The 21,438-nt window shown below is 67.8% G+C and carries 18 protein-coding genes; 6 read left to right on the top strand and 12 right to left on the bottom strand.

Annotated elements, in window-relative coordinates; translation table 11 throughout:
* Positions 1–56: 56 nt before the first annotated feature.
* Together AASM09_RS17100 and AASM09_RS17095 are read right to left on the bottom strand one after the other, a co-directional pair.
* The gene (locus AASM09_RS17100) at positions 57–1,052 is read right to left on the bottom strand and encodes an alpha/beta fold hydrolase (RefSeq protein ID WP_049428099.1); all 996 of its coding nucleotides are present in this window, start codon (positions 1,050–1,052) and stop codon (positions 57–59) included.
* 192 nt (positions 1,053–1,244) lie between these two features.
* Positions 1,245–2,627 carry an L-serine ammonia-lyase gene (locus tag AASM09_RS17095; protein ID WP_024956918.1) on the bottom strand — a complete coding sequence of 461 codons (1,383 nt, stop codon included), beginning with the start codon at positions 2,625–2,627 and terminating at the stop codon, positions 1,245–1,247.
* Between the two features lie 100 nt (positions 2,628–2,727).
* Here AASM09_RS17095 and AASM09_RS17090 point away from each other — a divergent pair, with 100 nt between their 5' ends.
* Positions 2,728–2,955 (top strand): glutaredoxin family protein, encoded by a 228-nt coding sequence (locus tag AASM09_RS17090; RefSeq protein WP_049428098.1) that lies wholly within the window; start codon positions 2,728–2,730, stop codon positions 2,953–2,955.
* Between the two features lie 105 nt (positions 2,956–3,060).
* On the opposite strand, the gene AASM09_RS17085 is transcribed toward AASM09_RS17090, so the two are convergent.
* Genes AASM09_RS17085 through AASM09_RS17075 form a run of 3 tightly spaced genes read right to left on the bottom strand, consistent with a single transcriptional unit; the run spans position 3,061 to position 4,852 of the window.
* Positions 3,061–3,633, bottom strand: a complete 573-nt coding sequence (locus AASM09_RS17085) for a YceI family protein (protein WP_006384701.1) — start codon at positions 3,631–3,633, stop codon at positions 3,061–3,063.
* Between the two features lie 3 nt (positions 3,634–3,636).
* Complete coding sequence (locus AASM09_RS17080; RefSeq protein ID WP_049428096.1) at positions 3,637–4,209, bottom strand: cytochrome b; 573 nt, start codon at positions 4,207–4,209, stop codon at positions 3,637–3,639.
* Between the two features lie 10 nt (positions 4,210–4,219).
* The gene (locus tag AASM09_RS17075) at positions 4,220–4,852 is read right to left on the bottom strand and encodes a YceI family protein (protein ID WP_049428094.1); all 633 of its coding nucleotides are present in this window, start codon (positions 4,850–4,852) and stop codon (positions 4,220–4,222) included.
* A gap of 164 nt (positions 4,853–5,016) precedes the next feature.
* Between AASM09_RS17075 and AASM09_RS17070 the strand changes: the two genes are divergently transcribed.
* A complete protein-coding gene (locus AASM09_RS17070; RefSeq protein ID WP_343368550.1) occupies positions 5,017–8,562 on the top strand; it encodes a hybrid sensor histidine kinase/response regulator in 3,546 nt (1,181 codons plus the stop codon).
* Between the two features lie 95 nt (positions 8,563–8,657).
* Entirely contained in the window at positions 8,658–12,185 is a 3,528-nt protein-coding gene (locus AASM09_RS17065; protein ID WP_343368549.1) for a hybrid sensor histidine kinase/response regulator, read from the top strand.
* 505 nt (positions 12,186–12,690) lie between these two features.
* On the opposite strand, the gene mdtD is transcribed toward AASM09_RS17065, so the two are convergent.
* From mdtD to AASM09_RS17040, 5 genes are all read right to left on the bottom strand, one after another.
* Complete coding sequence (gene mdtD, locus AASM09_RS17060) at positions 12,691–14,100, bottom strand: multidrug transporter subunit MdtD (RefSeq protein ID WP_010482759.1); 1,410 nt, start codon at positions 14,098–14,100, stop codon at positions 12,691–12,693.
* Positions 14,101–14,192: 92 nt separating this feature from the next.
* Positions 14,193–15,275: a uroporphyrinogen decarboxylase gene (hemE, locus tag AASM09_RS17055; protein WP_012481016.1), complete on the bottom strand. Its 1,083-nt coding sequence runs from the start codon at positions 15,273–15,275 to the stop codon at positions 14,193–14,195.
* A 26-nt stretch (positions 15,276–15,301) separates the two neighbouring features.
* The gene (locus AASM09_RS17050; RefSeq protein WP_032127800.1) at positions 15,302–15,541 is read right to left on the bottom strand and encodes a WGR domain-containing protein; all 240 of its coding nucleotides are present in this window, start codon (positions 15,539–15,541) and stop codon (positions 15,302–15,304) included.
* Positions 15,542–15,660: 119 nt separating this feature from the next.
* The gene (gene aroB, locus AASM09_RS17045; protein WP_049430062.1) at positions 15,661–16,773 is read right to left on the bottom strand and encodes a 3-dehydroquinate synthase; all 1,113 of its coding nucleotides are present in this window, start codon (positions 16,771–16,773) and stop codon (positions 15,661–15,663) included.
* Positions 16,770–17,312: a shikimate kinase gene (locus AASM09_RS17040; protein ID WP_049430063.1), complete on the bottom strand. Its 543-nt coding sequence runs from the start codon at positions 17,310–17,312 to the stop codon at positions 16,770–16,772. Before AASM09_RS17040 ends, aroB begins: the two co-directional genes overlap by 4 nt.
* A gap of 98 nt (positions 17,313–17,410) precedes the next feature.
* On the opposite strand from AASM09_RS17040, the gene AASM09_RS17035 reads away from it, so the two are divergent.
* On the top strand, positions 17,411–17,614 hold the full coding sequence (locus tag AASM09_RS17035) for a dodecin family protein (RefSeq protein ID WP_005410663.1): 204 nt from the start codon (positions 17,411–17,413) through the stop codon (positions 17,612–17,614).
* Between the two features lie 6 nt (positions 17,615–17,620).
* Here the strand turns inward: AASM09_RS17035 and AASM09_RS17030 are convergent, their stop codons facing one another.
* Positions 17,621–18,448, bottom strand: a complete 828-nt coding sequence (locus tag AASM09_RS17030; protein ID WP_049430064.1) for a kinase — start codon at positions 18,446–18,448, stop codon at positions 17,621–17,623.
* 40 nt (positions 18,449–18,488) lie between these two features.
* Here AASM09_RS17030 and pdxH point away from each other — a divergent pair, with 40 nt between their 5' ends.
* Positions 18,489–19,088, top strand: coding sequence for a pyridoxamine 5'-phosphate oxidase (pdxH, locus tag AASM09_RS17025; RefSeq protein WP_049430065.1), 600 nt, complete (start codon positions 18,489–18,491; stop codon positions 19,086–19,088).
* A gap of 187 nt (positions 19,089–19,275) precedes the next feature.
* Positions 19,276–19,737, top strand: a complete 462-nt coding sequence (locus tag AASM09_RS17020) for a DoxX family protein (RefSeq protein WP_049430066.1) — start codon at positions 19,276–19,278, stop codon at positions 19,735–19,737.
* Between the two features lie 74 nt (positions 19,738–19,811).
* Here the strand turns inward: AASM09_RS17020 and prpR are convergent, their stop codons facing one another.
* Positions 19,812–21,395 (bottom strand): propionate catabolism operon regulatory protein PrpR, encoded by a 1,584-nt coding sequence (gene prpR, locus AASM09_RS17015; RefSeq protein ID WP_049430067.1) that lies wholly within the window; start codon positions 21,393–21,395, stop codon positions 19,812–19,814.
* Between the last annotated feature and the right edge of the window lie 43 nt (positions 21,396–21,438).

Below are 21,438 nucleotides of genomic sequence, written 5' to 3'. Positions count from 1 at the left end.
CCATCCTGCCGTATGAGCCGAGCGTGGGCTCGGCCCTACAGGGGCACGCCTGCCGGTCAGCGTGACTTCAAGGACTTCAATAACGCGCTGTTGAACTGCCTCGGGTCCTGCACCTGCGGCGAATGGCCCAGCTCGGCGAACTCGACCAGCGTTGCGCCTGGAATGGCGGCTGCCGCGGCCTTGCCAAGCACTGGGTAATTGCCCAGCGTCGCTTTCACCGCCAGCGGCGCCAGATCCCGGCCGATCGCGGTGCGGTCCTTCTGGCCAATGAACAGCGTGGTCGGCACCTGCACGTTCTTGAATTCGTAGACCACCGGCTGGTTGAACACCATGTCCGAGGCCAGTGCCTGGCTCCAGGCAACGGCCTGCTTTCCCGGGCCTTCGTACATGCCCGACTGCATGCGTGCCCACGGCTCGTAGGCCGGCTTCCATTTGCCGTCGTAGTAAACCTCCAGCTGGTAGCGGCGGATGCTCTCATAGCTGATGTTCATTTCGCCGGCATACCACGCATCCACGCTGCGCCAGGGCACGCCGAGCGCCTTCCAGTCTTCCAGTCCGATCGGGTTGACCAGCGACAGGCTGCGCAGGTCCTGCGGGTACATCAGCGCGTAGCGCACCGCCAGCATGCCGCCCATCGAGTGGCCGACCAGGTGTACCGGTACATCCCCCAGCTGCAGTTGCTGCAGCAACGCATGGGTGTTGGCGGCCAGCTGCGCGAACGAGTACTGGTAGCGCTCGGGCTTGCTGGACTTGCAGAAGCCCACCTGGTCCGGGGCGATCACCCGGTAGCCGGCGGCGATCAGTGGCTTGATCGATTCCTTCCAGGTGGCCGCACAGAAATTCTTGCCATGCAGAAGCACCACGACGCCGACCGGTGCCTTCTTCGGCGCGATGTCCAGGTAGGCCATTTCCAGCGACTGCCGCTGCGACTCCAGTGCGAAGGTCTTCACCGGATAGCCGTAGTCGAAGCCTTCCAGGCGTGGCCCGTAGGTGGAGGCGGCGAGGGCGGACAGCGGAAGGCAGGCAAGCAGGGCGGCAGCGATCACGCGCATGGGGTGGTCCTGGGCGGGGGAGCCCCGAGCCTAACCGCAAACCGGTGATGGCGTCGTGCGACTGGGTAGAGTCGACTGTCAGTCGACTGCTCTTCGTCCCGACCGCGAAAATCCCGCGCTGCGCGCGATAGTCGACCAACGGTCGCCTCTACCCACTGCCCCATCAGCCGAGCATGGGCTCGGCTCTACAATTCAGCACTCGATGACGTTCACCGCCAGGCCACCGCGGCTGGTTTCCTTGTACTTGTCCTGCATGTCGCGCCCGGTATCGCGCATGGTCTTGATCACCTTGTCCAGCGACACCTTGTGCTTGCCGTCGCCACGCATGGCCATGCGCGAGGCGTTGATCGCCTTCACCGCGCCCATCGCATTGCGTTCGATGCACGGAATCTGCACCAGGCCTCCGATCGGGTCGCAGGTCAGGCCGAGGTTGTGCTCCATGCCGATTTCCGCGGCGTTCTCGATCTGGCTGGGGTTGCCGCCGAGCGCGGCGACCAGGCCGCCGGCCGCCATCGAGCAGGCCACGCCCACTTCACCTTGGCAGCCCACTTCGGCGCCGGAAATCGAGGCGTTCTCCTTGTAGAGGATGCCGATCGCCGCCGAGGTCAGCAGGAAGTCGAATACGCGCTGCTCGTTCGCACCCGGGCAGAAGCGATCGAAGTAGTGCAGCACCGCCGGCAGCACGCCGGCTGCGCCGTTGGTCGGCGCGGTGACCACACGGCCACCGGCGGCGTTCTCTTCGTTCACCGCCAGCGCATAGAGGTTGACCCAGTCCAGCGTGGTCAGCGGATCGCGCATCGCGGCTTCCGGCTTCGACGACAGCTCGCGGTACAGCGCCGGCGCACGACGGCCCACCTTCAGGCCACCCGGCAGCACGCCTTCCTCGCGGATGCCGCGTGCCACGCACGACTGCATGGCGCTCCAGATCTCGCGCAGGTTGGCGCGGATCTCGTCTTCGCTGCGCCAGCATTTCTCGTTCTCGAACATCAGCTGGGCGATGCTCAGGCCGCTGCGCGCGGTCTGCGCCAGCAGCTCGTCGCCGCTCTTGAACGGGTAGGGCAGCGGGGTCTCGTCGGGCACGATGCGGTCATCGGCCGCGTCGTCCTGGTTGACCACGAAGCCGCCACCGACCGAGTAATAGTCGCGGGTGGCGATCACTTCGTCCTCGGCGTTGTACGCGGTGAAGCGCATGCCGTTGGTGTGGTACGGCAGCTTCTGGCGCTTGTTCATGCCGAGGTCGCGTTTCTCGTCGAAAGCGATTTCGTGCTGGCCCATCAGCTGGATGCGCTTGCTGCTGCGGATGCGCTCCAGCGTGGCTGGAATGATGTCCGGGTCGATCAGGTTTGGCCGCTGGCCTTCCAGGCCCAGCAGGATTGCCTTGTCGGTGCCATGGCCGCGGCCGGTCAGTGCCAGCGAGCCATAGACATCGGCGCGGATGCGCGCGACTTCGTGCAGGCGACCCGGGTCGAGCAGCCAGCGATGGATGAATCGCTCGGCGGCCTTCATCGGCCCGACGGTGTGCGAGGAGCTCGGGCCAATGCCGATCTTGAAAACGTCGAACGTGCTGACAGCCATGGTTGCCGTACTGCGGGTACCGGAGGAGACCGCTATTCTAGCGGTTCATGCCGCACTTCCATGGCTGCGGCGCAGCATTTCGGCAGAGGGAGCAAAACCGGTGTTGACCCTGTTCCAGCGCGACGACTGCCATCTGTGTGACATGGCCCTGGCCGAGCTGGCCAAGGCGGGGGCACCGGAGTTCGAATCGGTGTTCCTGGACGATCAGCCGGCGCTGGAAGCGCGCTATGGCGCGCGGGTGCCGGTGCTGCGCGACGAGACTGGCGGTCGTGAGCTGGACTGGCCGTTCGACGCGGCCCGTGTGCAGGCCTGGCTGGCCGAGGGTTGAATCCGCCGGGCATGGCCCGGCGGCAGGCGCGGTCGCGCCGCACGCAGCAGCCGAGCATGGCTCGGCTCTACAGGATGCGGCAGGGGCCATGCCCCGGCCCATTGCTCATTTCGCGTCGAACTTCACGATCGTGCTGATCGCGGTTTCGTCCGGAATGGTCTTGGTGTCGGCCCAGTCGCCGCCGCCGACACCGAAGTCCAGGCGCTTGACCGTGGCCTTGCCGGTCAGCACCGGCTGGGTGCCCGGCTTCCAGGTGAAGGTGAGGGTGACCGGCTTGCTGACCCCGCGCAGTTCCAGGGTGCCATCGGCGGCGAACTGGTCATTGCCCACCGCGCGGAAACCCTTGGCGGTGTAGCGAGCGGTGGCGAACTTGCCGACATTGAAGAAATCGGCGGTCTGCAGGGTCGAGTCACGGTCGCTGTTGCCGCTCTTGGCGCCGGCCAGCGGGATCACCACGTCCAGCGAACCGGCGGCCGGATTGGCCGGGTCGAAGCTGAGCTTGGTGGCAAAGCCCGGGAAGCTGCCGGTGAACACTTCGCCGTCGTACTTGGTGGCGAACACCAGGATCGAGCCGGCGCCGGGGGCCTGCGCGTAGTCGGCGGCGAGCACCGGGGCGGTGGCCAGCATGCCGGCCAGGGCGGCGGCCACGGCGGCCGGAGTGGTCAGTTTCAGGTTCATCGGTCAGTCCTTCTGAGGGGAGGCAAGCCAGCCGCGCGGCAACATGCGGGACAAGGTCGCATCGCGCTGGAACAGGTGGTGGTAGAAGGCAGCGCCGGCATGGGCCAGCACCACCGCGATCAACAGCCAGAAGCCGTATTCGTGGATGGCGTGCGATACCGCGACCACCTGCGGATCGGGGCCGCTCAGCTTGGGCACGTCGACCAGGCCGAACCAGCGGAACGGGCGCAGGCCGCTGGCCGAGTCGTACAGCCAGCCCGACAGCGGGATGGCGAACATCAGCACATACAGCAGCACGTGGGTGGCGCCGGCAATGCGTTCCTGCCAGCTGGGCACGCCCGGCACCGGCTTGGGCGCGCCGGCGTACATGCGCCAGCCGAGGCGGAACAGCACCAGCGCCAGCACGGTGATGCCGATCGACTTGTGTGCGGTGTAGACCCAGAAATACTTGGGGGTCTTGGGCAGTTCACCCATGGTCAGGCCGACCACGCCGAGGGCGAGGATCAGCAGTGCAATCAACCAATGCAGGATCTGGCTGACACTCCCCCAGGCGGCGGGGGTGTTCTTGGCGGTCATGAAGGGTCCTCTAGGGGGCCGTCTTGGGGTCGGAGTGCGGAACGGGAGCGGGAGTTCCCGGGGCGTCGCTGCGGTCGAGGGTGGCTTCAGCCTCGATCCTCAGCTGTACTGCATCACCGATGACGCCCGGCCAGGCGGTGATGCCGAACGCACGCCGGCTCAGGGTGGTGCTGGCGGAGAAGCCGGCGGTGCGTCGGAACGGGGGGAGCGGGTAGCGTTTGATGGCGTTGAGGGTCACATCCAGCGTGATTTCCTGGCTGACCCCGCGCAGGGTCAGCGTGCCGATCACGTGGGCGCGCTTGGCATCGATCGGTTCGACCCGGGTGGAGACGAAGTGTGCCTTCGGGAAACGCTCGCCATCCAGAAGGCTGCGGGCCAGCGTGGCCTGGTTCCATTTGGCATCACCAAGGTCCAATCGCGACACGGGGACCTCGACGTCCAGCGTGGCCTCGCGCCAGTTGTCGGGATCGAACTGCAGGCGGCCCTCGCTGCCAGACACCGTACCCATGGCCTGCGAATAGCCGGCGTGGTCGATGCCGAACAGCACACGTGTATGTACCGGATCGAGGCGATAGGTATCTGCATCCGCCCAGGCGGGAGCGGTGGCGAGCAGCATCGGCAGCAGGGCCAGGCAGGGACGCATCGATGGCGGGCTCCGGAAGGGGGACGCTGTGATCATACGCACAGGCCCCTGCCAAGGATGCGTGCATGGCTGCAACAGTTCGTGGTGGTCCTGCCCCGGCAACAGGCTGTTGCAGCCATGACCCCGGCCCTGTGTGACAATCGGGGCAGGACAGGGGGTTCAGGATGACGAGCAGCTGGCGCCTGTGGTGCATGGGCATCGCGGCAATGGGGCTGCTGCTGTTGGCGTCTGCCACGGCGGCTGCAGCCCTGGACATGGCAGAAACGCCGCGCCTGCGGCGCTTCGGTGCCGCCGAAGGCATGCCGTCGCGCATGGTGCTGGCACTGGCCGAAGACCGCCAGGGCCATGTCTGGGCCGCAACCGATGGCGGGCTGGTGCGCTACGACGGCAGCTCGCTGCGGGTCTGGGAGCACGATCCGGAACAGCCCGGCTCGCTGCCCGGCAACGAGATCGAGACCCTGCTGGTCGATCCGCTGGACCGGGTGTGGGTGGGCATCAATGGCAAGGGCGTGGCCCGCCTGGATGCCGACCGCGAGCGCTTCAGGACCTTCGATGCGGTCAATGGCCCCTGCATGAGCCAGTTCTGGACGCTGGCCTACGCCGGGGATGCGTTGTGGATCGGCACCAGCAGCCAGGGGATCTGCCGTTTCGGCGAGGACGGCAGCCTGCGTTTCTTCAAGCACGACCCGGCCCGTGCCGACGGCCTGCCCAGCAACACCATCTACAGCAGCCTGGTCGATGCCCGGGGACGCCTGTGGATCGGCACCGAGGCCGGGGTCGCGCGCTGGAACGGCGTTGGCTTCGAGCCGGTGGCATCGCGCGAACTGGGCGCGCTGAGCGTGCTGAGGATGAGCCGTGATCCGGACGGTTCGATCTGGCTCGGCAGCCAGAACGACGGCCTGTACCGCATCGATGCGCAGGACCGGGTCAGTCGTCCGCGCTGGAGCGACAGCGCCCGCCTGCGCTCGGCACTGGTGCTGGCCGATCGCCAGGGCGGCTACTGGGCGGGCACGTCCGACGGCCTGCTGCGCGGCGACGCAAGTGCGCTGTGGCGGCTCGATGGCGACCGCGGCAGTGGTTTCCTCACTGCACAGAGCGGTGTGCTCGATCTGCTGCAGGACCACGAGGGCGGACTGTGGGTGGCCCTGCTGACCCAGGGGCTGGCCTACCTGCCGCCGGACTGGCGCCGCTTCTCGATCTGGAACCAGCTCGATGGCAAGCCGCTGGACAGCCAGTACCTGCTGGGCGCGGCGAGTGACGGCCAGAACTACTACGTGGGTTCGGCGCACGGCGTGTATCAGCTGGATGCGCACGGCACGCTGCGCCTGCTGGCCAGCGACCGCGAGATCGGCAGCGGTGCGGTGTGGTCGGTACTACCGCGGCCGGACGGGCGCCTGTGGCTGGGGCGTGCCGGCCGCATCAGCGTGTATGACCCGGCCACCCGCGCGCTGCACGATTGGCATATCGATGGAGGCGCCGACCTGCGCCAGCGCATCGACCTGATGCGGCAGGCGCCCGATGGCACGGTCTGGCTTTCGGTGATGAACCTGGGCCTGCAGCAGCGCAGCGCGGATGGCCGGGTGCTGCACAGCTATCCACTCGAGGATTTCCGCAAAGCGGCCGATTCACCCATCGAGCAGATCCGCTTCGATGCCCATGGCAAGGCATGGGTGATGGGCGACATGGGCATCTGGCGTGAGCAGGCCGGTCGCTTCGAAGCGGTGCCGGGGGTCTCGCGCGGGCTGATCTACGACCTGGTGTGGGTGGATCCGCAGCAGCTGTGGCTGGCCCGCCAGGGCGCGCTGGAGCGCTACCAGTGGGATGGCATGAGCCTGCGCCTGATCCAGCGCATTGATGGAAGCGCCGGTGTGCCGCCGGTCAGCATGGGTGGCCTGGCATTGGCCGACAATGGCCGGGTGTGGGCGACCACGCCGCGCGGCCTGCTGCGCTGGGACCCGAAAGCCCGGCGCCTGCAGTTGTTCAATGAACGCGATGGCCTGTCCGATGCCGAATTCACCAGCCGGCCGCCGGCGGTGAATGCCGATGGCCGCGTGCTGGCCGTGGCCCAGACCGGCCTGGTCGCTTTCGACGTGAATGCCGACGACGTGGTGCTGCCCGGGTCTTCGCTGGTGATTGCCGAGGTGCGCGTGCGCCGCGACGATGCACGCGGCTGGCAGCCGCTGCCGAACACCGGCACCCTGCTGCTGGGACCGGATGATCGCGATCTGCAGATCGATGCGCGGCTGCTGTCGTATGCCAATCCACAGGGCAACCGCTACCGCTTCCGGGTACGCGGGTATGACCAGAACTGGGTGGAGCAGGGCGGCGACGGCCAGCGCACGCTGTCGCGACTGCCCACCGGCAGTTACGTCATCGAAGTGCAGGCGGCCACCGCCAATGGTGCATGGATGCCTTCGCAGCAGCTGCAGGTGAAGGTGCTGCCACCGTGGTGGCGCAGCGGCATGGCGATCTTCGGCTACATCCTGATCGGTTCGCTGCTGCTGCTCATCCTGGTCTGGTCGATCCGTGCGCGCCTGCGCCGTCGCCAGCAATGGCAGCTGACCGTGCACAAGCAGGAGCTGGCCGAACAGGCCTCGCAGGCCAAGAGCCGGTTCCTGGCCACGCTGGGGCATGAAGTGCGCACGCCGATGACCGGCGTGCTGGGCATGAGCGAGCTGCTGCTGGCCACACCGCTGGACCCGGTGCAGCGCAGCTATGCCGGCTCCATCCAGCAGGCCGGTAGCCATCTGCTGCGGTTGGTCAACGATGCGTTGGACCTCGCGCGCATCGAGGCGGGCCGGCTGGAGCTGGATCTGCGCCCGTTCGACCTGGCCGGCCTGCTCGACCAGGTGCAGGCGCTGATGCAGCCCATGGCGAAACAGCGCAAGCTGGATTTCCAGCGTGGCGACGATCCGCCCGGCCCGATCAGCGTCAGTGGCGACGAGATGCGCGTGCGGCAGATCCTGCTCAACCTGCTGGGCAATGCGATCAAGTTCACCGAGCGCGGGCATGTCGGCCTGGCCGTGCACCTGGAAAGGTACGGCGGCGGTCTCTGTTTCGAAGTGCACGACAGTGGTCCGGGTATCAATGTCGAGCAGCAGGAGCGGCTGTTCCACCGATTCGAGCAGGCGGAGGGCCCGCGCACGGCCTCGCGCTATGGCGGCAGCGGGCTGGGCCTGGCGATCTGCCAGGAGCTGGCCGCGGCCATGGGCGGGCGCATCGAAGTGGACAGCCAGCCAGGCAAGGGCGCGCGCTTCCGGGTGCGGTTGCCGCTGCCCTGGACCCGGCAGGCCGCCGCCGCCGCGGGCGAAGCGCCTGCGCAGCCGGTGCTGCCGCCACTGCGCATCCTGCTGGTGGAGGACGATGCCACCGTGGCCGAGGTCATCGCCGGCCTGCTGCGCAGCCGCGGCCATGACGTAGTGCATGTGCTGCACGGCCTGGGGGCTTTGTCGGAGATCGCCACCGACGGCTTCGATGTTGGCCTGCTCGATCTCGACCTGCCGGCGCTGGACGGCACTGCGATCGCCCGCCAGCTGCGCACCCTGGGCTACGAGCTGCCACTGGTGGCGGTGACCGCCCGCTCCGATGCCTATGCCGAATCGCAGGTGCTCGCTGCCGGTTTCGATGGTTTCCTGCGCAAGCCGGTCACCGGCGACATGCTGGTGGCAGCGATCATCCAGGCTCGCGCCCAACGACAGACCACAACTTGAAAACGTCGGCGCCGGGCGTGAACGGCGCGACTTTCGGTTTACCATGCCGACGCCCGCGGCGCGGGAATCATCAGGGCAGCGTGAGGAGGCAATCGGTGGCGTATCTGCGGGCGGCGATGCTGCTGCTGATCCTCCTGTGCGGCCTGTCACCCGCTGCCGCGCAGCCGGTGCCACCGAGCCCGCGCCAGGTGACGGTGTTCGACGGCCTCCCGTCCAATACCGTCAACCGCATGGCCGAAGACCGCTACGGCTACCTGTGGATCGCCACCAAAGACGGCCTGGCCCGTTACGACGGGCGCAACTACCGGATCTGGCGCTCGGAGGATGGCCTGCGCGACAACCGCGTCTGGACGGTGCTGGTCGATGCGCGCAACCAGCTCTGGATCGGGACCGAGAATGCGGGCCTGGTACGGATGTCGGCCGACCGCCGCCAGCTGCATTTCTACGACCGCAGCAGCCAGCCGTTGATGGGGACCAACACGGTCTGGAGCCTGGCGACCACACCCGACGGTGCGATCTGGTTCGGCACCCATGAAGGTGGGCTGTACCGGCTGGACAGCCAGGACCGCCTGCAGCGTTTCCTGCCCGAGGCCAACAATCCGCGCAGCCTGCCTGCCGCCTCGGTGCCGTACCTGGCGACGCTGGCCGATGGCAGCCTGTGGGTCGGCACCAAGCATGGCGTGGCGCGCTGGACCGGCACCGATTTCGAGCGGGTCGGCACGGATGTCATTCCCAGCCTGCTGATCAATGGATTGACCAGCGAACCCGATGGCAGCCTGTGGATCAGTACGATGGCCGGCGCCACGGTGCGTCGCCCCGACGGGCGTTTTGAATCGCCGCCATGGAAACTACCGCCGGGCGAGCAGGTGCTTGGCATGATGCTGCGCGATGAACAGGGCGGGCATTGGCTGGATACCCGTACCGGGCTGGGGCGGGCCGTGGATGGGCAGTACCAGACCGTTCCGCTGTACAGCGCCGTTGCGCGTGGGCCGGTGCGGCCGAACTGGACTGGCGCCTACGAGGACCGCGAAGGCGGCATCTGGCTGGCCAGTACCAATGCCGGCCTGTGGCACCTGCTGCCGCGCTGGTGGCAGTTCTCCGTGCTGTCGCGGCTGGAGGATGATGCTGGCTCGCTGCGCAATGCCTTCGTGCTGGGCACCAGCCCTTCCAGCAATGGCGGCATCTGGACGGTCGGCAGCCACGGCGCGCTGGACCGGTTCGATCCCAAGACCGGCAAGATCGAGCAGCACCGCACCTGGGTCAATGGCATGTACTGGCTGTCCTCGGTACGCGAGGATCGCCGTGGCCAGGTCTGGATCGGCTCGACCGATGCGTTGCTGCGCTATGACCCGAAGCGGCGTGACCTGCGTCGCTGGGGCCGTGATGCCGGGGCCGACGCAACCATGGAAGGGGTCATCGAGTCGATGATGACCTGCGACGGCGACAGTCTGTGGTTGATGTTGCCTGCAGGCCTGCAGCAGCGTGACCTCGACGGTCGCCTGCGCCGCCAGCTGGACAACGGCCAGCGCGGCCTGCAGCAGGGCCAGCTCAACCTCGACGTGGAATGCGGACCGCAGGACCACATCTGGCTGGCCAGCAGCCGTGGCCTGCTGCAGTGGCTGCCGGAAAGCGAGCGCTTCCAGCCGGTGCCGGGTGCACCGGCGACGGCGATCCATGCGCTGCACGTGGGCCGCGATGGCCAGGTCTGGTTGTCGGAGGATGGTCGCTTGTCGCGCTACCGCTGGAGCCAGGGCCGGTTGGAGCGGCAGGCCGTGGTCGGCGCGGAGCAGGGCTATCCGGCGATCTCCGCCTCCGGGCTGGTGGTCGATGCGCAGGGCGTGGCCTGGGCCACCAGTGCGCGCGGCCTGGTCCGCGTTGGCGCCGATGGGCAGAGTGTGCGCCTGTACGGCGTGCACGACGGCCTGCCCAGCCAGGAGTTCCGCGAGCACACGTTGACGATGTCCGGCGATGGCCATCTGGTGGCCGGTACACCGGCTGGCGTGGTGGTGTTCAACCCGGAGCAGGTGCGGCCGTCGGTACGGCGCGCGCCGTTGGTGATCGAGCGGGTCGAAGTCCGCCGCAACGAGCAGGTACTCGACCTGACCCACGACACGCCGTTGCAGATTGCCGATGGTGATCGTGACCTGCGCATCGTCGCGCGATTGTTGTCGTTCGCCGATTCTGCTTCCAACAGCTACCGCTACCGCCTGGCCGGCTACGACCCCGATTGGGTGGAAGTGGGACCGGCCGGTGAGCGCCTGTTCTCGCGCCTGCCGCCGGGCAGCTACCGTCTGGAAGTACAGGCGCGCTCGGCTGACCACGTCTGGTCGCGGGTGCAGAGCCTGGAATTCCGCGTGCAGCCACCGTGGTGGCGCAGCCTGTCCGGACTGCTGGTACTGGCCTCGATCGCGCTTCTGCTGACCAGTTGGTTTGCCTGGTTGTATCGCCGCCGCCTGCAGCGGCGCCACGCCTATCAGCTGGCACTGCACAAACAGGAACTGGCCGAGCAGGCCTCGGCGGCCAAGACCCGCTTCCTGGCCAATCTCGGCCACGAAATCCGCACGCCGATGACCGGCGTGCTCGGCATGAGCGAACTGCTGCTGGCTTCACCGCTGGACCCGCAGCAGCGCGGCTACACACAGTCGATCCGGCATGCCGGCGAACACCTGCTTCACCTGGTCAACGATGCCCTGGACCTGGCACGGATCGAGTCCGGACGGCTGGAACTGCAGTCCAAGCCGTTCGCGCTGAGCTGCCTGTTGCAGGATCTTGCCGCCCTGATGGGACCGCTGGCAGCACAGAAGGGCCTGCGCTTCACCCTCGACAACCAGCTGCCGCCGGGCCTGCAGGCGACCGGCGATGCGATGCGGGTACGGCAGATCCTGCTCAACCTGCTCTCCAACGCGGTCAAGTTCACCAGCCGCGGAACCATCACCCTGCATGCGCGCAGCGACGGCGAGCTGCGCGCGCTGCACTTCGAAGTGCGCGACACCGGGCCGGGCATCAGCCAGGAACAGCAGCAGCGCCTGTTCCGTCGTTTCGAGCAGGCCGACGGTGCCCGCACCGCTGCGCAGTACGGTGGCAGTGGCCTGGGCCTGGCCATCTGCCGCGAACTGGCGCAGGCGATGCAGGGGCGTATCCAGGTGGAGAGCCAGCTTGGCCGCGGCACGTGTTTTGGCGTGACCCTGCCGTTGCCGCTGGTGGTCGATGCCAGCGCAGAGGCCGAGGGCGAAGCGCACCGCGAGGATGCGGCCAACATGCCGCCGTTGCGCGTGCTGCTGGTCGAGGATGATGCAACCGTGGCTGATGTGGTGCGCGGGCTGTTGAGTGCACGCGGCCATGAAGTGGTGCACGCGGGCCATGCGCTGGCGGCACTGCGCGAGATCAGTGCCGGTGATTTCGATGTCGGTCTGCTGGATCTGGACCTGCCGGGCCTGAGCGGCTTTGAGCTGGCCCAGCACCTGCGCAACCAGGGCTACATGCTCCCGCTGCTGGCGGTGACAGCGCGCACCGATCCGGACCTGCAGCAGCAGGTGGAGGCGGCCGGCATCGGCGGCTTCCTGCGCAAGCCGGTGACCGGTGAGCTGCTGGTGGAAGCGATCGCCAGGGTGATGGGTAGGTAGGTTCGGCAGGGCCTGCGGCCCTGCACCTGCAGAGGCCGAAGCAACAGCAACAGCGAGCATTCCGTGGGTTGGCGGGGCGGGGTGGGCTTGCAGGACACGCCGTAAACCCGTCCATGGGGGCTCGATGGCGCCATCCATGGCGCCAACGGTCCTGCAAGCCCACACCGCCCCACCCCCGACAGATTCCGACAGCTGTTGGTAGGTGTCGACCTTGGTCGACACATCTGTCAGATATCGAATTCCAGATTGGGGTCAGAGCCCGTTGCGCAGCAACGGGATCCGACCCTGTGCTCCGACAGATCGCGGAAAACTGTCGAAGGCGGGGTGGGTCCGGTTGCGGGAGTGTCCGCGGCATGGATGCCGCGGCCAAGCCCCCATGGATGGGTTTACGGCGTCTCCCGCAACCGGATCCACCCCGCCTCCCACAGGAAGCCAGCTTTTGCTTCGGCTGTTGCTGTTGCTCCGGCTTGCAGCAGGTGCAGGGCGCAGCCCTGCCGAACCACCCTCACTCCGCAACGTGCTCGACCTGCCGTGGCTCCGGCTTGGTATCGGGCAGCTGCCAGAAGATCATCGTCGAGGTCAGGGTGATCGCGCCCACGCACAGGAACGTGGCATGCAGCGCGGCGGTCGCGCTGTTGCTGTCCAGGTGATTGCCGAACGCGGCCAGCAGGCTGCCGGCCGCAGCAGCACCGAAGCCGGCCGCGAGCATCATCACCATCGACAGCAGGCTGTTGCCGGAACTGGCGAATTCGCGGTCCAGATCACGCAGGGTCACGGTGTTCATCACGGTGAACTGCAGCGAATTGACCGCGCCGAAGAACGCCAGCTGCAGCAGGCGCCAGGCCAGGTGCTGGCCGGGTGTCATCAGAATGAAGCTGGCCATGGCCAGGCCTACCAGCACGGTGTTGACCATCAGCACGCGACGATAGCCGTAGCGCTCCACCAGCTTCACTGCCAGTTTCTTGGAGACCATGCCAGCGGCGGCCACCGGCACCATCATCAGCCCTGCGTTCATCGGGCCCAGGCCCAGGCCGACCTGCAGCAGCAACGGGATCAGCATCGGCATGGCGCTGCTGCCGATGCGCGAGAACAGATTGCCGAGAATGCCGATGCGGTAGCTGGGTACGCGGAACAGCGCCAGCGAGAACAACGGCGCCGTCGAATTGGCCGCATGCAGCCAGTAACCCACCAGTGCCGCCAGGCCTGCAACGGTCATCAGCATCACCAGCGCATGTGGCGTGCCCAGCCCGGAGATGCCGTCCAGTGCCAGTGACAGCACCACCATCGCGAAGGCCAGCATGATGTAGCCGCGCAGGTCGAAACGGGTGCGATGGCTGGCGTAGTGGTCGGGCATGATCTTCATCGCGGCGATGAATCCGATCACGCCGATCGGCAGGTTGATCAGGAACACCCAGTGCCACGAGGCGATCTCGACCAGCCAGCCGCCCAGCGTGGGACCGATCAGCGGGCCGACCAGGGCCGGGATGGCGATGAAGCTCATCGCGCGCAGGAAATCCTCGCGCGGCACCGACCGCATCACTGCCAGCCGCCCGACCGGCAGCAGCATCGCACCGCCAATGCCCTGCAGCACGCGCGCACCGACCAGCTGGTGCAGGTGCTGGGCCAGTGCGCAGGCCAGCGAGCCGAGGGTGAACAGGATGATCGCCACCAGGAAGGTGCGGCGGGTGCCGTAGCGGTCGGCGATCCAGCCGGAGGCAGGAATGAAGGTGGCCACTGCCAGCGCGTAGCTGAACACCACCGACTGCATCTGCAGGGGGCTTTCGCCCAGGCTGGCGGCCATTGCCGGCAACGCCGTGTTGACGATGGTCGAGTCCAGCATCTGCATGAAGATCGCCAAGGACACCAGCCACAGCAGGGGGCGCTGGCGGTTGTAGGTCGATGGCGATGTGGACATGGGGTGCGGCCGGTGCAGCGTGGGGGCTGCCATGATCGCGCACTGCGGGTCACGGCGCGATCAACATCGCGCCGCAACCGTATGCCGAATGCTCAGCGCTGGCTGTGCGCGTGCACCGCGTCGACCAGCACCTGCACGTGGGCAGGGTCCATGTCCGGCGACATGCCGTGGCCGAGGTTGAATACATGGCCCTCGCGCGAACCACCATTGCCCGCGGCATAGGTGTCGAGCACGCGCGCGGCAGCGGCGGCGATCGCATCCGGCGAGGCGTACAGCGTGGTCGGGTCGAGGTTGCCTTGCAGGGCGACGCGACCACCGGTGCGGCGCATGGCCTCGTCCAGGTCCAGTGTCCAGTCCAGGCCCAGCGCATCGGCGCCGGTCTGCGACAGTGCTTCCAGGTGCAGGCCGGTACCCTTGCCGAACAGGATCAGCGGCGTGCGCTCGCTGCCTTCGCCACGCTCCAGGCCTTCGGCGATGCGCTGCAGGTAGCGCAGCGAGAACTCGCGGTACATGGCCGGTGACAGCACGCCGCCCCAGGTATCGAACACCTGCAGTGCCTGCGCGCCGGCCGCGCGTTGCGCGCCCAGATAGGCGATCACCGCGTCGGTGGTGACCTCCAGCAGGCGGTGCAGGGCCTGTGGGTGGTTCAGCGCCATCGCCTTGATACGGGCGAAATCCTTGCTGCCGCCGCCTTCCACCATGTAGCAGGCCAGTGTCCAGGGGCTGCCGGAGAAACCGATCAGCGGTACCTGGCCGTCCAGCTCGCGACGGATCAGGCGCACTGCGTCCATCACATAGCCCAGGTCCTGTTCCATGTCCGGTACTGCCAGCCGGGCGATGGCCGCCTCGTCACGCACCGGATGGCGGAACTTCGGACCTTCGCCTTCGACGAAGTAGAGCTCCAGGCCCATCGCGTCGGGAATGGTGAGGATGTCCGAGAACAGGATGGCGGCGTCCAACGGGAAGCGGCGCAGCGGCTGCAGCGTGACTTCGCAGGCGATCTCCGGGTTCTTGGCCATGGCCAGGAAGCTGCCGGCCTTGGCCCGGGTTGCGCGGTACTCCGGCAGGTAGCGGCCGGCCTGGCGCATCAGCCAGACGGGGGTGCAGTCCACCGGTTCGCGGCGCAGGGCGCGCAGCAGGCGATCGTTGCGGAGAGGGCTGGTCACGATGGGCATTCCTTGGACGAAAGTTGGCAGCGGCGTCAGTCGCCGTGCGAAAGGATCTGGAAGCCGCGATGCAGTTCGGCATCGCGGGCTTTCTCGAAGGCATGGCGGGCTTCGTCGGCCTGCAGGAACAGCTCGCGCCGCAGCTGCGACCGGCTGCCGACGCGGCCGCTCTCGCGCAGCAGCTCCCAGCCGCCGAACAGGTCCGGCTGCAGGCTCAAGCGCAGGAAGCGCGGTGCCTGCGCACCGGCGTCGGGATGTTGCAGGTAGACGTGCATGGGCCGATTGTATCGCTCCGGGGCGGCACGGACCTGTAGCGCCGAGCCCACGCTCGGCTGCGCTTCATGCCGCGACACAATCCGGCAGCGACGGGCCATGCCCGGCGAACACGGAAGGGTCAGCCCGCGCCCAGCACCTTCAGCACCGCTGCCTCATCCACGTCCGGCACCACTTCGGCGCGGCCCATGCCCCGCCACAGCACCAGGCGCAGGCGGCCGGCCACGTTCTTCTTGTCCAGCCGCATGCGGCCGAGCAGGGCCTGCGGGTCCAGCCCGGCCGGGATCGCCACCGGCAGGCCAAGGCGTTCCAGAAGCGACTGCAGGCGCGCGCGGTCGGCATCGTCGGCCAGGCCCAGGTCGGTGGACAGCTGAGCCGCCAGCACCATGCCCACCGCCACCGCCTCGCCATGGTTCAGTGCGTCGCGGCCGGGGGCCGAGTAGCCCTGTTCGGTCTCGATGGCATGGCCGAAGGTGTGGCCCAGGTTGAGCAGGGCACGCTCGCCCTTCTCGAACGGATCGCGTTCGACGATCGCGGCCTTGTGCCGGCAGCTGCGTGCGATGGCTTCGGAAAGCACGTTGTCTTCACCGGCGACCAGCGCATCGGCATGCTGCTGCAGCCATTCGAAGAACACCGCGTCGCCCAGCGCACCGTACTTCACCACTTCGGCCAGGCCGGCACGCAGTTCGCGCGGCGGCAGGGTGGCCAGCACGCGGGTATCGGCAATGACCGCACGCGGTGGATGGAAAGCGCCGACCAGGTTCTTGCCGGCGGGGATGTCGACGGCCGTCTTGCCGCCCACCGACGAATCGACCATCGCCAGCAGGGTGGTTGGCAGCTGCACGCAGTCCACGCCGCGCATCCAGCAGGCTGCGGCGAAACCGGCCAGATCGCCAACCACGCCGCCGCCAAGGGCGAACACGCAGGCGTCGCGGGTGGCGCCGAGCGCGGCCAGCGCTTCGATGGCACGGCCGAATTCGGCCAGCGTCTTGGAGGCTTCGCCCGCGGCCAGCACGTGCTCGCCGACGATCAGGTCGGGGCGTGCGGTCAGAAGGGTCTGCTTCACGGCATCCAGATAGCGCGGGGCCACTTCGCTGTCGCTGAGCAAAAGCGCGTGGCGGCCACGCACGTGCGAGGCCAGCGCGGTGCCGTCTGCCTGCGCACCGGCGCCGATGGTGATGGAGTAAGGGCGGTCGCCGCCGACGGCGACCTGCAGCAGGGCGGGGGAAGTCATGCGGTCAGGTCCTGGCGCTGCCATTGCGTGGCCAGCTTGACCACCAGGTGGGCGGTCGCGTCGGCAGCGGTATACGGGTCGGTATCAAGGGTGAGGTCGGCCAGTTCGCGGTACAGCGGGTCGCGGTGTGCGGCCAGATCGTGCAGCACCTGCTCGCGGTCCGGGCGCTGCAGCAGCGGCCGGCCCTTGTCGCGGGCCAGGCGTTCCAGCTGCGCGGCCACGCTGACCCGCAGGTAGACCACGAAGCCGCGCTGGGCAATCAGTACACGGTTGTCCGGATCCAGCACCGCGCCGCCGCCGGTGGAGACCAGTTTGCCGCGGCCTTCCAGTACGCGCGCAAGCGCCTCGCGTTCATGGTTGCGGAAGCCGGCTTCGCCAGAGTGCTCGAAAATGGTCGGGATGCTGGCGCCGGCGGCATCGACGATGGCCTGGTCGACGTCGACGAAGTCCAGCGTGAAGCGCTCGGCCAGGCGGCGGCCGATGCAGGTTTTGCCGGCGCCCATCGGGCCGATCAGGATCAGGTTCGGAGCAGGATTCATGCCCTCTGATGCTAACACCTCCGTGCCCCGGCCTTTACGTTCTTCACGTCAGGGTGGGCGTTCCTGCGGGGTTTCCCGCGCCAGCCGGAGTACAGGCCATGACGGTCGCCAAGGTCATCGAAATCACCGCCTCCTCGCCGAAAAGCGTGGAGGACGCGGTACGCAGTGGGTTGAAGAAGGTCTCCGAGACGGTCAAGGGCATCCAGGGCGCCTGGGTGAACGAGACCAAGGTGGTGACCAATGGCAGCGGCGAGATCACCGAATGGCGGGTCAACCTGCGGGTGACTTTCCTGGTCGAATAAGCGCGTTCAGCGCAGCGCCTGCACCTGTCGCTGTCCGTCCAGCATCACCACGTGGTCGGCGAGGGCGGGCAAGGCCTGCAGCGCCTGCCGGCTGACCCGCTCGTAGTACTGCACGAAGCGCTCCAGCTGTGGCCGGCTCATGCCGTGCCGGCCCGGCTGCGCGGCCTGCAGGTTCTGCTCCTGCTGCCAGCGCCAGCGCGGCACCACTGAAAAATCCGGCGGTTGCAGGAACCACAGGCGGTCGCAGCGCTGCCACAGCGCGGGGTAGTCGCGGGCCAGCGCCTGGTTGCACCAGCGCCGCCAGCGGCCATCGGCGTCGGCCTCGCGCTCCAGCGCGTTCAACGGGCTGTCCAGCGCGTTGTCATCCTGCGCGGGCGTGCCCAGGAACCAGCCTTCGAACACCAGCAGGTCGAGGGGCTGCTCGATACGTGGCCATTGCGCTTCGGGCAGGCGTTCGTCGGCCAGCTTGTCGAAGCGCGGCATCGCAAAGGGCTGGCGTGCGGCTACGGCGTCCAATACTCCGTGGGCCAGTGGCAGGTCATGAGTGCCGGGCGGGCCGCGGGTGATCAGCAGTGGATGCACCTGTCGGGCCAGCCGCTGGCGCTGTGCGCGGGTCAGGTACACGTCGTCGATCGACAGCGTGGCCGCGTTCAGGCCGCGTGCCTGGGCGCGGGCCACGACCTGCGCGGCCAGCGTCGATTTGCCGCTCCCCTGCAGGCCGCTGATCGCCAATACTGGAACCGCTGCGCCACTGCCCAGTGCGTCGTCCAGCACCTGTTCGGCCAATGTTTCGGGGAATCCTTTCACCTGGGGCATATACGCAGCAGCGGCCATGCAGCCACAATAGCCCAATCCGTGTGAGAAGAACGCAATCATGAGCGACCTGTACGCCGAAGCCCTGTCCACGTTTGCCAGCCTGTTCGAAGAGGCTAGGCAGAGCCGCGAGGTCGAGCCGAACGCGATGACCGTGGCCACCGCAGATACGCATGGCCGTCCGTCGGCGCGCACCGTGCTGCTGAAGGCGTTCGATGAGCGAGGCTTCGTGTTCTACACCCACCTGGACAGCCACAAGGGCCGGGAGCTGCAGGCCAATCCGCAGGCTGCACTGCTGTTCCTGTGGCGCAGCCTGCGCGAGGCCGGCATCCAGGTGCGCATCGAGGGTCGTGTCGAGCAGGTGGCCGATGCCGTGGCCGACGCCTATTTCGCCAGCCGCCCACGCATGAGCCAGATCGGTGCCTGGGCCTCGCAGCAGTCGAAGACGCTGGCCACGCGCGAGGAGTTCGATGCGCGCGTGGCCGAGGTCGAAGCCCGCTTCGAAGGCAAGGACGTGCCGCGCCCGGACGGCTGGAGCGGCCTGCGCGTGGTGCCTGACCGCATCGAGTTCTGGTACGGCGCGCAGTTCCGCCTGCACGAACGCTGGTGCTATGAAGCCGGTGCCGAAGGCCGCTGGAGCAAGCGCCTGTTGTACCCGTAAGTCGGGGTGGTGCTGGGGTTGCTGTAGAGCCGAGCCCACGCTCGGCTGCTCCTGCGAGAACATCAGCCGAGCATGGGCTCGGCTCTACAGAAACCTGCGTTTGTCGCGAACGGACTGGTCCGCTTCATGCGCGAGCAGGTCGGCCACAGGCACACTCGCTGCGATGCCCTCGATCTGCGGAGTTGCCATGCCCTGCTGGCGTTGCCTGTTTGCCGTGCCGCCACCACGCCGCGGCGTGGAAGCGTTGTTGTTGCTGCTCGCCCGCATCGTCGCCGGTGTGATGTTCTGTGTCTCCGGCTGGAACAAGGTGTTCACCGATGCCGGGCGCGAGCGCATGGTGCATACGCTGGTCGATGCCGGCATCCCGTTCCCGGTGTTCAGTGCGCCGGTGCTCGGTGCGATTGAATGGATTGCGGGTGGCCTGCTGGTGCTGGGGTTGTTGAGCCGCCCTTCGGCCCTGCTGTTGGCGGCGATCTGCGCGGTGGCGGCGCTGACCGATGGTATCGCGCGCATTCCTGCTGGCCTGAGCGTGCCGGATTGGTTCAGCTGGTTCTTCTATCTGAGCGAAGTGCCATTGGGTGTGCTGTTGCTGTGGGTGGCGGCGGTGGGCAGTGGCCGGTTCGCGATAGAGGCGCGCTGGGCGCGCTGACGGCACGCATCCTGTAGAGCCGAGCCCTTGCTCGGCTGCCTCTACGGAGACAGCAGCCGAGCATGGGCTCGGCTCTACAGGCCCTCCGCGCGCAGCCAGCGCCACAGTGTGGTGCGCGATACGCCCAGCGCCTGCGCCATGCCTTCGCGGTCATTGCGATGTTCCTGCAGCAGTGCTTCCAGTTGTGCACGCGGCGGGCGCTTGCCGTTGCTTTCCAGTGGCAGTGCCGTTGCACCTTCGCTTGCCAGCTCGGGCGCCAGCTGTAGCAGTCGCGCAGCATCGATCGGGCCTTCACTGGGCTGCCAGTGGATGCGCAGGCGATCCACCAGATTGCGCAGTTCGCGCACGTTGCCGGGCCACTCGGCGGCGGTCAACATTGCCATCGCAGCTTCGTCCAGTGGCGCGTCGATGCCGCGCAGCTGGCGGAAGAAGTGCTGTGCCAGCAGCGGAATGTCCCCGCGCCGGGCACGCAGCGAGGGCAGGGCGATGCGCAGCGCCGCCAGCCGGTAATACAGGTCGCGACGGAAGCTGCCTGCTGCTGCGCGCTGCTCCAGCGATTGCAGCGTGGCGGCTACCACACGCAGGTCGACCGGGGTCGGTTCGGTGGCGCCCACGCGCAGCACTTCGCGTTCTTCCAGTACCCGCAGCAGGCGGGTCTGCAATGGCAGCGGCAGTTCGCCAATTTCATCCAGGAACAGGGTGCCACCGTCTGCGGCCTCGACCAGGCCCACGCGACCACCACGCCGTGCACCAGTGAAGGCGCCGTCGCTATACCCGAACAGTTCCGCTTCCAGCAGTGATTCGCTGATGGCGCCGCAGTTCAGCGCCACGAAGCGTCCGCGACGGCCACTGGCGGCGTGCAGCTGCCGCGCCACCAGTTCCTTGCCAGTGCCGGTTTCGCCGGTCACCAGTACGGTGCTGTCATGCGGTGCATAGAGCGCGATCTGTGCGCGCACCTTGGCCATCGCTTCGCTGTCGCCGAGCAGTTCATGCGTATCGGCACGCGCTGCAGGGCGCCGGCGCGGGGCGGCTCGGTTGCCGCTGGAGCGGGCCAGCGCCTGGGTCAGTTCCAGCGCATGTTCGAACGCCTGCCGCACCGAGTCGGCCGAGTACAGCAGCACACCGGGCAGGCCGGCCTGTTCGGCATGGTCGATGGCCATGCCGGTGCCGACGATCACTTCGATGCCATTGGCCCGCAGGTCGGCAATGCAGTCGCGGGCGTCTTCGCGGGTGACGAAGCGGCGATGCTCGATATCAAGGCCAAAGCTCTGCTGGAAGTTGCTGAACACCGGTACGTCGCTGGCGTGGGTGACCAGGCCGATGCGGCTGGCGATGCGCCGCGCACGCGCCAGCGCCTCCATCAGGTCGAAGCCGTTGGCCTGGATCGGCACCAGCGGCAGTTCCAGCCGGCTGCGCAGCCAGGCGGCGTTGGAGCCGCCGGCGATGACCACGTCGCAGTGCTCGCGGCGCAGGCGTTGGCCGATCACATCCACCGCTTCCTCGAAACCGAGGTTGATCTGCTCGATGCGCGCGCGGCGGTCGAACTCCGGAATGACGTCGCCGAGCAGACCGGTCAGCCGCGAAACGCTGACCGTCCAGATCACCGGGCGTCCGGGGTCGGCGTCGGCGTGGCGCAGGGGGGAGCGGGGCAGGTACATGGCGGCGGGAGGTCGGCGGGGTGTTTCATGATACAGCCGTTTC

This window comes from Stenotrophomonas maltophilia (assembly GCF_039555535.1).
GTDB classification, from domain to species: Bacteria; Pseudomonadota; Gammaproteobacteria; order Xanthomonadales; family Xanthomonadaceae; genus Stenotrophomonas; species Stenotrophomonas maltophilia_Q.
The sequence above is the reverse complement of the archived record's forward strand: the minus strand, read 5'-3'. Positions and strand labels throughout refer to the sequence as shown.

Bases quoted from the DNA above. Each gene is read 5' to 3' on its own strand.
- AASM09_RS17100 (WP_049428099.1), bottom strand. From the start codon at position 1,052: ATGCGCGTGATCGCTGCCGCCCTGCTTGCCTGCCTTCCGCTGTCCGCC.
- AASM09_RS17095 (WP_024956918.1), bottom strand. From the start codon at position 2,627: ATGGCTGTCAGCACGTTCGACGTTTTCAAGATCGGCATTGGCCCGAGC.
- AASM09_RS17085 (WP_006384701.1), bottom strand. From the start codon at position 3,633: ATGAACCTGAAACTGACCACTCCGGCCGCCGTGGCCGCCGCCCTGGCC.
- AASM09_RS17080 (WP_049428096.1), bottom strand. From the start codon at position 4,209: ATGACCGCCAAGAACACCCCCGCCGCCTGGGGGAGTGTCAGCCAGATC.
- AASM09_RS17075 (WP_049428094.1), bottom strand. From the start codon at position 4,852: ATGCGTCCCTGCCTGGCCCTGCTGCCGATGCTGCTCGCCACCGCTCCC.
- AASM09_RS17070 (WP_343368550.1), top strand. From the start codon at position 5,017: ATGACGAGCAGCTGGCGCCTGTGGTGCATGGGCATCGCGGCAATGGGG.
- mdtD (WP_010482759.1), bottom strand. From the start codon at position 14,100: ATGTCCACATCGCCATCGACCTACAACCGCCAGCGCCCCCTGCTGTGG.
- hemE (WP_012481016.1), bottom strand. From the start codon at position 15,275: ATGCCCATCGTGACCAGCCCTCTCCGCAACGATCGCCTGCTGCGCGCC.
- AASM09_RS17050 (WP_032127800.1), bottom strand. From the start codon at position 15,541: ATGCACGTCTACCTGCAACATCCCGACGCCGGTGCGCAGGCACCGCGC.
- aroB (WP_049430062.1), bottom strand. From the start codon at position 16,773: ATGACTTCCCCCGCCCTGCTGCAGGTCGCCGTCGGCGGCGACCGCCCT.
- AASM09_RS17040 (WP_049430063.1), bottom strand. From the start codon at position 17,312: ATGAATCCTGCTCCGAACCTGATCCTGATCGGCCCGATGGGCGCCGGC.
- AASM09_RS17035 (WP_005410663.1), top strand. From the start codon at position 17,411: ATGACGGTCGCCAAGGTCATCGAAATCACCGCCTCCTCGCCGAAAAGC.
- AASM09_RS17030 (WP_049430064.1), bottom strand. From the start codon at position 18,448: ATGGCCGCTGCTGCGTATATGCCCCAGGTGAAAGGATTCCCCGAAACA.
- pdxH (WP_049430065.1), top strand. From the start codon at position 18,489: ATGAGCGACCTGTACGCCGAAGCCCTGTCCACGTTTGCCAGCCTGTTC.
- AASM09_RS17020 (WP_049430066.1), top strand. From the start codon at position 19,276: ATGCCCTGCTGGCGTTGCCTGTTTGCCGTGCCGCCACCACGCCGCGGC.
- prpR (WP_049430067.1), bottom strand. From the start codon at position 21,395: ATGTACCTGCCCCGCTCCCCCCTGCGCCACGCCGACGCCGACCCCGGA.